Origin of the sequence: Peptoniphilus grossensis, assembly GCF_001940285.1 — a bacterium.
Taxonomy (GTDB): domain Bacteria; phylum Bacillota; class Clostridia; order Tissierellales; family Peptoniphilaceae; genus Peptoniphilus_A; species Peptoniphilus_A faecalis.
Map to the genome: position 1 here is coordinate 1,318,327 of NZ_MJIH01000001.1, position 12,446 is coordinate 1,330,772.

Genomic DNA, 12,446 nt, shown 5'->3' on the forward strand with positions numbered 1-12,446 from the left:
ATGAAAGAAACAATTTTAGCTATTTTGATGGGATTATGGTCTTACTACTGGTATAAGTTAGGCTATGTTCAGGCTCAAATTAATGAAACACAAAAGAGAATCAGGGAAATTTATAAGGATATAGAAAGGCGATTGGATGAAACACAAAGAGTTGTTGATGAATGCATCCAATCATTAAACCAAATTAAATATAAATGAAAAAAATATCAATAGATCTTGAAACATTCTCTTCAATTGATTTAGGCAAAAGTGGTGTATACAAATATGCCGAGAGTGAGGATTTTGAAATCCTCCTCTTTGCCTATTCTATTGATGATGGAGGAGTTGAGGTCATAGATTTGGCAAGTGGAGAGATTATTCCTGAAGAAATATTATCAGCGCTTAGTGATGAAAGTATAGAAAAGTGGGCCTTTAATGCAAATTTTGAAAGGGTGTGTTTATCAAAATTTCTTGGAGAGAGATTAAAACCTCAAGGCTGGTATTGTACCATGATTTGGTCAGCTTATCTTGGTCTACCTCTATCTCTTGAAAAAGTAGGAGATGTTTTAAAACTAGATAAGCAAAAGATGAATGAAGGCAAGGCTCTTATTAAATATTTTTCTATTCCATGTAAACCTACTAAAACCAATGGTATGAGGACAAGAAATTTACCACATCATGATTTGGGAAAGTGGTCTACCTTTAAGGAATATAACCAAAGAGATGTGGAAACAGAAATGGCTATAAAGAAAAAACTATCAGCCTTTCCTATGCCTCAATCAGAATGGGAAAACTACTGGATAGACCAAAACATCAATGACAGAGGAATCTTAATTGATGAAGTTTTAGTTGATTCAGCTATTAAATTTGATGAGATATTACGAGATGAAAACATGGATAGAGCCATAGGATTAACTGGTCTTGAGAATCCAAACTCTCCCTTACAGCTAAAAGAATGGCTTAATAAAAAAGGCATAGAGATAGATTCCTTAGCTAAGAAAGATGTAGAGTCTGCTCTTAAAAATGCTGAAGGAGATATTAAAGAAGTACTGGAACTTAGACAGGAATTATCTAAGTCTTCAGTTAGAAAATATGATGCTATGAAAAATGTAAAAGGAAAAGATAATCGAGCAAGGGGTCTGATCCAATTTTATGGAGCAAATAGAACTGGAAGATATTCGGGCAGGCTTATTCAAGTTCAAAACTTAAGGAGAAACAATCTAAAAGATTTAGACCTAGCTAGGAGTCTTGTAAAAAATAGAGATTACGAAACTATGGAGATTCTATATGAATCACCCTCTGATATTTTATCCCAATTAATAAGGACAGCCTTTATAGCAAAAGAAGGCATCAGGTTTATTATTTCTGACTTTTCAGCAATAGAGGCTCGTGTCCTTGCATGGCTTGCAGGAGAACAATGGGTATTGGATGCCTTTGAAAATGGAGAAGATATCTATTGCAGAACAGCATCGAGGATGTTTGGAGTGCCAGTTGAAAAGCATGGAGTAAATGGTCATCTTAGACAAAAAGGAAAGATAGCGACTTTAGCTTGTGGTTATCAAGGGGCCTTAGGTGCTCTTAAAGCAATGGGTGGAATTGAGATGGGTTTATCTGAAGATGAACTTCAATCAATAGTCGATTCCTGGCGAGAGGCTAATCCAAATATAGTAAGTCTTTGGTGGGATATAGATTCAGTCGTAAAAAGAGTTATAAAGACTAGAACTAAAGAAAAATATAAGAGCCTAGTTATTAGCTATGAAAAAGGCATTCTTTTTATAGAACTTCCTTCAAAAAGAAGACTTGCTTATCCAAAGGCAAAGATAGGGATGAATCGATTCGGTGGTGAATCAATTGTTTACGAAGGAACAGTAGTAGGAAATAAGTGGGACAAGATAGAATCCTACGGCGGTAAATTTGTAGAAAATATTGTTCAAGCCATAGCAAGAGATATTTTAGCTGAGGCTATGATGAGACTTGAGAAAAAAGGATTTAATATCGTCATGCATATTCATGATGAAGTTGTAATAGAAAGTGATTCATCTAGTATCGAAGAAATAAATGAAATCATGTCCATAGTTCCTAGTTGGGCACTGGACTTATTCTTGGTGCAGATGGATTTGAAAGTGAATTTTATAAAAAAGACTAAGGAGGTCTTTATGAACATAGAAATTTTTAGAAATAGCGAATTTAAAGATATAAGAACAATGGTAATTGATGGAGAACCTTGGTTTGTAGGTAAAGACATAGCTGAGAACTTAGGCTATACAAATACTAGAAAGGCAATAATCGACCATGTAGATACTGAGGATAAAAGAGATGGGGTAACGATTCGTGACTCCATCGGAAGAGAGCAAACTCCAACATGTATTAACGAATCTGGTCTATATAGTCTAATTCTATCTAGCAAGTTACCTCAAGCTAAAAAATTTAAAAGATGGGTTACAAGCGAAGTTTTACCGAGTATTAGAAAACATGGAATGTATGCAACAGATGAACTCTTAGACAACCCAGATCTATTTATCTTAGTACTAGAAGAATTAAAAAGAGAAAGGCAAGAAAAGCTAATCCTAAAACAACAGAATCTAGAGATGAAACCAAAGGCATCCTATTACGATATTGCCTTATCCTGTAAAGAAGCTGTGGCAATAACAGTGATTGCCAAAGACTATGGTTGGTCTGCCAGAAAAATGAATAAGAAACTTCATGAGTTGGGAGTTCAGTTTAAGCAAGGTAATATATGGCTTTTGTATGAAGATTACGCAGAGGAAGGATATACTTGTACAAAAACTTATCCATTTAATAAAGGAAATGGAGAGGTTGGCACAAAAATACACACTTACTGGACTCAAAAAGGCAGACTGTTTATTTACAATCTTTTAAAATCAGAAGGTTATGTTCCTTTAATTGAAATTAAGGAGGCAGCCTAATGAATAAAGAATTATACAACAGGAGTGGGTGCAAGGACCCCACTCCTTATCAAGCAATTAAAAATGCAGAGAAGAGGTACTATCCTTTGGTATATATCTGCAGTCCATTTTCTGGAGATGTTGAAAATAATGTAATCAAGGCACAGAAGTATTCTCGATATGCCTTAGATAAAGGAAACATTCCCATAGCACCACATCTTCTATTTCCACAGTTTATGAGTGATGAAAGTGAGAGAAGACTTGCAATGCATTTTAATTATGTCTTTCTTGGTAAATGTGAAGAAGTATGGGTCTTTGGTGACTATATAAGTCTAGGAATGGCTGAAGAAATAAGAGTTGCTGAGAAGAGAAAAATGAAGATTCGCTATATAAAGGAGGTATCCTAATTGAAAATATACACCTCAAATTTAATAGGAGTTGAGTCAAATTGTGTTTATCCAAATGAGGTCAATGCAGTAGATGTTAGGTCATTTGAGAAAGCCGCAAGTTTTGATCATGTAATGGCTAAGTATAAAAATTCCTACAGGTCCAACGATAATTTTATAGAGTCAGAATGTGTTCCCATGGATATAGATAATGACCATTCAGAAAATCCAGATGATTGGATTTCAATGAATGATTTAAAGAGAATATTTAATGGAGTTAAATTTGCCATAGTTTACAGCAGAAACCATAGAAAAGAAAAAAATGGAAAAGCTGCAAGACCAAGAATGCACATATATTTTCCAATTCCTAAGATCACAAATTTAGCTGAATATGTAGGCATAAAAGAAAGCTTGGCAGAGACTTATACTTTCTTTGATGGCAATGCCTTAGATGAGGCGAGATTTTTCTTTGGAGTTAAGAATCCTGCTGTTGAAATAGTTAGGGGAAGGAAATATATAACTGATATTTTAAAAGATGACTTTGAGGATTTTGATAACTCTCAAGACTTAATTCAGCAAGGCTCTAGAAATTCAACTATGAACCATTTTGCTGGTAGGGTTCTAATTCGATATGGAAATACAGATGAGGCAAGAGAATTATTCGATAAAAAAGCATCACTTTGTTCACCACCATTAGAAGAGGAGGAGTTAGAACAAATATGGAGGTCAGCTTGTAAGTTCTATAAAAAGGTAGCTGCAAGTGAAGATTATGTTCCACCTGAAGAATATACTGAAGGCATAAATTTAAGACCGTCAGAATTTTCAGACATAGGTCAGGCAGAAGTTTTTGTTAGAGAATACCAAGATAGAATTCGCTTTTCACCTTCTACAGGTTTTCTTGTTTACAACGCTTCTTACTGGGAGGAATCTGAACTAAAAGCACAAGGATATTCTCAAGATTTAGTGTTAAAACAAATAGAAGAAATAGACAATGAACTTTTGAAAATGGATGAAGACATTAAGAAATCAGGAGTTAGAGATATCATGTCTTCAATGAGTGAGAAAAAGGCAATGGAGGTTTTTGATAAAAGTCAAAAATCTATTTACTATAAATTAACTTCGCTTGAGGCATATAAGAAATATGCAGTAAAAAGAGGAGATACCAGAGCTATCCATGCAACTTTAAAGGAATCAAAGCCGATGCTTGAAATAGACCAAAGAGAACTTGATACAGACGAGTTCTTGTTAAATACTCCGTCATTTACAGTAGATTTAAAAACTGGAGAATGCAGAGAACATAAGGCAGATGATTATATAACCAAAGAAACGTCTATGGATCCAAGTGATGAAAATATGGATATATGGCTTGATGCCCTGGATACATTTTTTGTAAATGATAAAGAACTTATAGAATACGTGCAGAAAGTGGCTGGTATTTCTCTAATCGGAAAGGTCTATATTGAGGCTCTCATTATAGCTTATGGTGATGGTAGAAATGGAAAGTCCACATTTTGGAATACTATATCAAGAGTTCTAAATCTATATAGTGGGTCAATCTCAGCAGATATTCTTACAGTTAATTCTAAGAGAAATGCCAAGCCAGAACTTGCTGAAACAAGAGGCAAGAGATTACTAATTGCAGCAGAACTGCAGGAAGGATTAAGACTTAATACTTCAAATGTGAAACAGCTTTGTTCTACGGATGAAATTGTAGCAGAGAAAAAATATCGAGATCCATTTAAGTTCATACCTTCTCATACCCTTGTCCTTTATACTAACCACCTACCAAGGGTGGGTGCCTTAGATGAAGGAACTTGGAGAAGACTTATTGTAATTCCTTTTGAGGCGAAAATTGAGGGAAGTAGCGATATTAAAAACTACACTGATTATTTAGTAGATAAGGCTGGAGGAGCAGTTCTCAAGTGGTTAATCGAGGGTGCTAAAAAGGCTATTGATGAAGATTTTAAATTCAGCCTACCTAAAAAAGTAGCAGATGCCATCAATGAATATAAAGAATCGAATAACTGGTTCAAGCATTTCTTAAATGAGTGCTGTGAGATTGATTCATCCTATGAAGAAAAGTCTGGAGAAGTCTATCAAGAATATAGAGCCTATTGTTTAAGAACTGGAGATTATGTAAGGTCTACAACAGATTTTTATTCTGCTCTTTCATCCAATGGATTTATGAGGAGAAAAACTAATCAAGGAATTGTGATTAATGGACTTAAATTAAAGTCAGATTTTGTGTAAAAATACAAGAAGTGCAGGTCGTGAATGTCATATATATAACTATTATATAGTAAGTAAATTAAATTTTAGTTATATATAATAGTTATATAATAGAGTTTCACGACTTGCACAATGGCTAAAAATAGAGGTTTATATGTTAGAAAATGAAATAGAAAAAGCCTTAGTCGACAAGGTAAAACTCCATGGTGGTCTTTGTCTTAAATTTACATCTCCTTCAATGACGGGAATACCAGATAGGTTAATATTTCTACCTAAAGGAAAGATAGGATTTGTGGAAACAAAAAGACCTGGAGGAGAACCAAGACCAATTCAGAAAAAAGAATAAGACAATTTAAAAAGTTAGGTTTTAAGGTTTATGTTCTTGATTCCAAAGAAAACATTGACGAAATAATAAAAAGAATCGGAGGTGACTAATTGGAATACACTCCACATAAATATCAAAACTATGCTACTGAATTTATAAAAGAAAACAAAGAATCAGCACTTCTACTGGACATGGGTCTCGGCAAGACGGTTATAAGCTTATCAGCTATAAAAGATTTACTCTTTGATTCTTTTGAAATTTCTAAAGTTTTAATCATAGCACCACTAAGAGTTGCCAGGAACACTTGGGAGGAAGAAATAGAAAAATGGTCTCACCTTGATATCTTAGAATATTCAGTAGCAATAGGAAGTGAAAAAGAAAGAATAAAAGCATTAGAAGAACAAGCAGATATTTATTTAATCAATAGAGAAAATGTAGACTGGCTAATAAATAAGAGTGAAATACCCTTTAACTACGACATGATCGTAATTGATGAACTATCATCCTTTAAATCTCATAGGTCAAAGAGGTTTAAAGCTTTGATGAAAGTTAGACCAAAGGTAAAAAGAATAGTTGGTCTTACTGGAACTCCATCATCTAACGGTCTAATGGATTTATGGGCTGAGTTTAGACTGCTTGATATGGGTCAAAGACTTGGAAGATTTATTGGTCAGTACAGGGAAATATACTTCAAACCAGATAAGAGAAACGGACCAATCATTTATTCCTATAAGCCACTTCCTTTTGCTGAAGATGCAATCTATGAAAAGATATCAGATATCGCAGTTTCTATGAAAGCTGAAGACTATCTAAAAATGCCAGAGAAGATAAACAATGAAGTTTTTGTAAATCTATCAGATAAAGAAAGAGATATCTACGAGACCTTAAAAAAAGACTTGGTTGTTAGTATTAAGGATAAAGATATAGATGCAGTTAATGCTGCTGCACTTTCTAATAAGTTACTGCAAATGGCGTCAGGCTCAGTTTATGATGAAGATAAAAATATGATTCATATTCATGATAGAAAGCTTGATGCTTTAGAAGATTTGATAGAAGGCGCAAACGGTAAACCTGTTCTGATAGCCTATTGCTATAAGTCAGATTTAAAAAGAATAAAAGATAAGTTTGATGTAAAAGAACTTAAAACAAGTGAGGACTTTAAAGAATGGAATCAAGGTAAAATTCCGGTTGCCATTATCCATCCAGTATCTGCTGGCCATGGACTAAACTTGCAAGCGGGAGGATCAACACTTATTTGGTTTTCTCTTACTTGGTCTTTAGAACTTTATGAACAAACCAATGCCAGACTTTATAGGCAGGGACAGAAAGAAACAGTTGTGATTCATCATATATTAGCAAAAGGAACTATTGATGAAGATGTGATGAAAGCTTTAGAAAATAAGAATAAAACACAAGCTGCACTTATAGATGCAGTAAAAGCAAATCTAAAATGAGTAGAGGTTCTATAGAGAACTTACCTCAAAAAAACATGGAGGTAAGCATGAAAGCTAAAGAATATTTACAGCAAGCATTTTATTTAGACAAAAGAATTAATAGCAAGCTGGAGCAAGTTGAAAGTTTAAATGCACTAGCTACAAAAGCTACATCGACCTTATCGGATATGCCTAAGAGTCCCAGTAGAGGAACATCTAAACTTGAAGATGCTATTGTTAAGATTGTAGATCTCCAAGAAGAGATTAATAGGGATATAGATAAACTTGTAGATTTAAAAGCAGAGATGGTTGGAACAATCAAACAGATTCAAAATAAAGAACTTCAAGTTATCCTTGAAAAAAGATATCTTTGCTTTGAGACTTGGGAGAAGATAGCAGTTGATATGAATTACGATATTAGACATATTCATAGACTTCACAATCTGGGGTTAAAAGAAACTTCAAAGCTAATCAAACCTTGTCATGAAATGTCATAGAATGTCACTATGGAGTTGTAGTATAGTTAGAATAGCAAAAGAATAATAAAACGAGCCTTGGAGATAAAATCTTCAGGGCTTTTTTTATGGAGTGATAAAGTGCCAAGAAAACCTAAGAGACCATGTTCACATCCAGGTTGTCCAGAGTTAGTTGATGGACGATTCTGTAAGAAACATGAAAAAGGATATAACAAAAACTATGAAAAATATAAACGAGACCCTAATACTCATAAACGTTATGGGAAAGCGTGGAGAGTTATAAGGAAAAGATATATAGCAGAGCATCCGCTTTGTGAGATGTGTTTAAAAGAAAATAGAATGACTAAGGTAGAGGAAGTACATCACATACTTCCTCTTTCTCGTGTTGGAACTAATGACGACGACAATATTATGAGTCTTTGTAAATCTTGTCATTCAAAGATTCATGCTGAGCGTGGAGATAGATGGAATGAAAATAATTAAGAAACCAATACCTTCTTATCCAGGTTATTATGCCGATGAGTATGGAAATATTTATTCTATGAGAAGTGGTGTAGAAATAAAGATTAGTCAAAGAATTCATAAAGATTATTTACATGTAACTGTAAGGGACAACAACTCCCCAGTAAGAAGGCACAAAGAACCAGTTCATAAATTAGTATTACAAGCATTCAAAGGATATAGACTTGACGACTATGTATGTAGACATTTGAATGGGGATCGCTTAGATAACAGAGTAGTGAATTTAGAGTGGGGAACCCAGCAAGAAAATATAATGGATTCAATTAGACATGGTACAGCTGCCTGCTTAAGACACGGAGAGAGTTCTAATGGTTCAAAACTCAAGCTAATAGATATTTTAAAAATAAGGTGGCTAAAGCAATTTGGTTATAAGCAAAAAGAATTAGCACTTTGGTTTAATATAAGTCAGAAGCATGTATCGGATATAACTAGAGGCAGAACATGGCAAAAAGATATTTGCGAGGTGATGAGGGGCGGTAACAATCTCTACGACTGATTTTCCTACCAACGGTGCCGCACTCTCACGCACAAAAAAACGGGTTCAAAGGGGGTATTAAAGAATATCTTTCCAATTAGGAGGAAAACCCATAAATTTATAGTTGAAGTAGCCTTGGTATTTATTAAAGGTATTTTCTAAATCTTTTAAAAGGGATTCCCATTGGTCGTTTGAGTTTAAAATTCTCTTTATGATTAAAAGAATGGGGAATATTTTATTTTGTTTGCCCTTATATTGTTCGTTTTCAGAATAAAGAAGGGGAGTTTCTTTTAAAGGCATATTATAAAGTCGAGTGTAATGGGCACAAATATTTCTTACTTCAACGAGACATAGAATCCAATTTTTTAAATATTTAGGATCTGTGTTGTAATAATTAGAAATTTCTTTTTGATCTTCATCCTTAAGAATACTAAACAAAGAAGATAAATTTCCAAAAGACATGAGTTCAACGGATACCCAGATTGGAAACTTTCCATCATATTTTTTTAGGTGGTGTTTAACAAATGGTTTATTCTTTTGTCTGTCAACTTCGTTGCTCAGATTCTCATTTATGATGGAATATATGGTTTGGCCTTTTTTATTCGTTTTATGAATAAAATTATCTTCGTGCATAAGTACATCGGAACCATACGTCATAGCTAGGTGATAAGCAATTTGTGTTCTAAGCTCTATTTCAATTTGGTCAATAGTTCTAATGAGGTTGTTTTTAAATTTGCTATCAAAGCAATAAAGATTAAAGAGATGCTCAATAGTAATATGATTCTTATAATGCTCTTTATTATTGTATTTTTTAAGACCAATACCATAACCTGAAAGTCTGTAATAATTTACTTTTTTCAAAATTTCTGTTGCATAAACTTCATCTTTGATTTTTAAGTTATGGTCAATTTTTAATTTGGTAATTTGATCTTCGTAGTTTAAAGCAGGTTTTAATGTCATATAAGTTCTCCTTAATATAAAAAAGCCCTCTCCGTGGTCCGCATGTAGAAAATCTACATTAAGCGTGGAGAGGTTCTGTTAAATTAATTATAACATATAACTAGTCAAAGTCAATAACATACATGAGAAAAGAAATAAAATAACTAGGAGGTGATACTATCGCTAAAGATGGAACATATAGAGGTGGAAGAAGAGTAAAAGCTGGAGGAAAACCTCAGCCTGCTGCTGAAAAAATAGAAAAAGGTAAAAAAGTAGAAATACTAATGAATGATATTCCAACATTCACTCCAGAAGAAATAGATGCAGTTGACTTACCAGACGGTGCTGTTCTTGATGGAACAGATATGCCAAGCCCTAGTGATTACTTATCTGCAAAGCAAAAGAATGGAATACCACTAGGTGCTGATGAAATATATAAAGAAACATGGTCTTGGCTAAAACAAAGAAATTGTGAGAATCTAGTAAATCCAAGACTATTGGAATCTTACTCACAGGCCTTTGCACGATATATTCAATGTGAGGAAGCTATCAGTCAGTTTGGACTTTTAGGAAAACATCCAACAACAGGTGGAGTTATAGCATCTCCCTTTGTACAGATGTCTAACCAGTTTCAAAAGACGGCTAATCTTCTATGGTATGAAATTTATGACATTGTAAAAGAAAATTGTACGGAGGTCTATGAAGACTATGGAGAAGATATGATGGAAAAATTACTAAGAAGTAGAAAGTAAGGTGATTAAATGTTTGAAAAAGTAAATCCAAAGCACCCTGACAAACAGGCAGATTGTATTGCAGGTGCAATTGTAGATTTAGCATATAAAGAAAAGGAGAACCCTAAAATTGCAGTCGAGGTTTTGCTTGGTCATGGTGATTGTCATGTGATTATTGAAACGGACTGCAAGTTAGATGTTGAAGAAATCAAATCAGCTATTAATAGAATAGCAGGAGAAGTAAAAGCCGATGTAAAAATTGTAAAGCAAGACATTCACTTATCGAACAATCAAAAAGAAAAGATTAGATGTGGGGATAATGGAATATTTAAAGGAGTGCCTACATCTGAAGAAGAAAAGGAACTCTCAACTATAGCCAGAGAAATTTATAGGAACTACCCATATGATGGGAAATATATTCTTGATAGAGATAAACTTATTATTTGCCAGTCTAATGTATCTACAAAAATCTTAAAGTCAATCTATCCGAAGGCAATCATTAATCCTTTAGGAGATTGGACTGGAGGATTTAATGTAGATACTGGAGCAACCAATAGAAAGCTAGGTTCAGATATGGGTCGAGCTGTAACTGGTGGAGGCATTCATGGTAAAGACCTATCTAAGGCTGATGTATCAATTAATATTTATGCCCACCTAAAGGCACAAGAAGAGAAAAGAGAGATTGAATTATCCTGTGCAATTGGAGATGAAACTGTTGATGGTAAAGCCTATGAAGAAATAGTAGAAATTGCCAAAGACTATGTAAAATCTATTGGTGGTTTTGAGGAATTTGCAAAGTGGGGGCTCATCTAATGAAAGAAGGACTATTACAATATGAATTAAAAAATGTAGATGAACTCATCCCATATATTAATAATGCTAGAACGCATACTGACGAACAAATTAATAAGGTAGCTGCATCTATAAAAGAATTTGGATTTTTAAATCCTATCTTAATTTCAGATGAGAATGTTATTACAGCAGGACATTGCAGACTTCTAGCGGCTAAGAAACTTGGACTAAAGAAAGTTCCATGTATTTTAGAAAATCATCTCACAGAGGCACAAAGAAAAGCTTATGTTCTTGCTGATAATAAGTTAAGTTTAGATGCTGGCTGGGATGAAGAACTATTGAGAGTTGAAATTGAATCCCTAGAAGATTATGGATTTAATGTAGAGCTTACAGGATTTTCAACTGAAGAATTATCTTTGCTCTTTGACCTTGGTGTAGAGGCTGAAGAAGATGACTTTGATGTTGAAGAAGAACTTAAAAAGCCTATTTTTTCCAAGGAAGGAGATATTTGGACTCTAGGTCGACATAAAGTTACTTGTGGTGATTCTACTCAGTGGGAGACTTTTGAAAAGTTAATAGGTGATACTAAGGTCAATTTAGTATGTACCGATGCACCATATTTTGTTGAATTAAAAAATAAATCGGGAACGATTAAAAATGACAACTTAAATGATAAAGAAGCCTATGAATTCTTAATGAAAGTCTTTACAAACTTTAAAGACGCAATGGCTAAGGATGCATCAATTTATGAATTCTATGCAACGATGAAAGCTAGAGTTTTCTATGATGCCTTTGAAGATGCAGGATTTAAAGTTGGTGCAGGGCTTATTTGGAAAAAACCAAGAGCACCTTTTATGAGAACAGATTGGAAATTTAATAGGGAGCCTATTATCTTTGGTTGGAGAAAAGATGGAAAACATAACTGGTATGGAGATCAAAAACAAACAGCAGTCTTTGAATTTGATGGAATTAAAGATTCAGAAAAAGAAGGTTGTGGTCATCCATCATCAAAACCAGTACCACTCATGGCTTATCTAATTAAACAATCTACACAGACTAACGGCTTAGTCCTTGATGGATTTCTTGGGAGTGCGTCTACACTTATCGCCTGTGAACAGATAAATAGAACTTGCTTTGGTGTAGAAATAGAGCCTAAATTTGTAGACGTAGCAGTTAAAAGATATTTGAATTTAGTTGGAAGTGATGAAGAAATAAGGCTACTAAGAGATGGTAAGGAATAAAAATATTCAGAG

General features: G+C 33.9%; 13 protein-coding genes. 12 read left to right on the forward strand and 1 reads right to left on the reverse strand.

The window, feature by feature from the left end; genetic code table 11:
• The 9 genes from BIV18_RS06355 (at nt 1) to BIV18_RS06400 (ending at nt 8,752) form a co-directional block, all read left to right on the forward strand.
• Nucleotides 1–198 carry a hypothetical protein gene (locus BIV18_RS06355; protein WP_075659811.1) on the forward strand — a complete coding sequence of 66 codons (198 nt, stop codon included), beginning with the start codon at nt 1–3 and terminating at the stop codon, nt 196–198.
• On the forward strand, nt 195–2,906 hold the full coding sequence (locus BIV18_RS06360) for a DNA polymerase (RefSeq protein WP_235860807.1): 2,712 nt from the start codon (nt 195–197) through the stop codon (nt 2,904–2,906). The genes BIV18_RS06355 and BIV18_RS06360 overlap by 4 nt, the downstream gene beginning before the upstream one ends.
• Complete coding sequence (locus tag BIV18_RS06370; RefSeq protein ID WP_075659813.1) at nt 2,906–3,292, forward strand: DUF7768 domain-containing protein; 387 nt, start codon at nt 2,906–2,908, stop codon at nt 3,290–3,292. Before BIV18_RS06360 ends, BIV18_RS06370 begins: the two co-directional genes overlap by 1 nt.
• Entirely contained in the window at nt 3,293–5,521 is a 2,229-nt protein-coding gene (locus BIV18_RS06375) for a phage/plasmid primase, P4 family (protein ID WP_075659814.1), read from the forward strand.
• A gap of 133 nt (nt 5,522–5,654) precedes the next feature.
• Nucleotides 5,655–5,846, forward strand: a complete 192-nt coding sequence (locus tag BIV18_RS06380; RefSeq protein ID WP_268875149.1) for a PDDEXK family nuclease — start codon at nt 5,655–5,657, stop codon at nt 5,844–5,846.
• 89 nt (nt 5,847–5,935) lie between these two features.
• Nucleotides 5,936–7,279, forward strand: coding sequence for a DEAD/DEAH box helicase (locus BIV18_RS06385; protein ID WP_075659815.1), 1,344 nt, complete (start codon nt 5,936–5,938; stop codon nt 7,277–7,279).
• Nucleotides 7,280–7,326: 47 nt separating this feature from the next.
• The gene (locus tag BIV18_RS06390) at nt 7,327–7,755 is read left to right on the forward strand and encodes a hypothetical protein (RefSeq protein ID WP_075659816.1); all 429 of its coding nucleotides are present in this window, start codon (nt 7,327–7,329) and stop codon (nt 7,753–7,755) included.
• A gap of 99 nt (nt 7,756–7,854) precedes the next feature.
• The gene (locus BIV18_RS06395; RefSeq protein WP_075659817.1) at nt 7,855–8,217 is read left to right on the forward strand and encodes an HNH endonuclease; all 363 of its coding nucleotides are present in this window, start codon (nt 7,855–7,857) and stop codon (nt 8,215–8,217) included.
• Nucleotides 8,204–8,752 carry an HNH endonuclease signature motif containing protein gene (locus BIV18_RS06400; protein WP_075659818.1) on the forward strand — a complete coding sequence of 183 codons (549 nt, stop codon included), beginning with the start codon at nt 8,204–8,206 and terminating at the stop codon, nt 8,750–8,752. Before BIV18_RS06395 ends, BIV18_RS06400 begins: the two co-directional genes overlap by 14 nt.
• Before the next feature lie 57 nt (nt 8,753–8,809).
• Here the strand turns inward: BIV18_RS06400 and BIV18_RS06405 are convergent, their stop codons facing one another.
• The gene (locus BIV18_RS06405; protein WP_075659819.1) at nt 8,810–9,691 is read right to left on the reverse strand and encodes an Abi family protein; all 882 of its coding nucleotides are present in this window, start codon (nt 9,689–9,691) and stop codon (nt 8,810–8,812) included.
• A gap of 263 nt (nt 9,692–9,954) precedes the next feature.
• Here BIV18_RS06405 and BIV18_RS06410 point away from each other — a divergent pair, with 263 nt between their 5' ends.
• The 3 genes from BIV18_RS06410 to BIV18_RS06420 are packed head-to-tail and all read left to right on the forward strand — an operon-like array spanning nt 9,955 to nt 12,434.
• Nucleotides 9,955–10,422, forward strand: a complete 468-nt coding sequence (locus tag BIV18_RS06410) for a P27 family phage terminase small subunit (protein ID WP_075659820.1) — start codon at nt 9,955–9,957, stop codon at nt 10,420–10,422.
• 9 nt (nt 10,423–10,431) lie between these two features.
• Nucleotides 10,432–11,214 (forward strand): S-adenosylmethionine synthetase N-terminal domain-containing protein, encoded by a 783-nt coding sequence (locus BIV18_RS06415; protein ID WP_075659821.1) that lies wholly within the window; start codon nt 10,432–10,434, stop codon nt 11,212–11,214.
• The gene (locus BIV18_RS06420) at nt 11,214–12,434 is read left to right on the forward strand and encodes a site-specific DNA-methyltransferase (RefSeq protein WP_075659822.1); all 1,221 of its coding nucleotides are present in this window, start codon (nt 11,214–11,216) and stop codon (nt 12,432–12,434) included. Before BIV18_RS06415 ends, BIV18_RS06420 begins: the two co-directional genes overlap by 1 nt.
• The last annotated feature ends 12 nt before the right edge of the window (nt 12,435–12,446 follow it).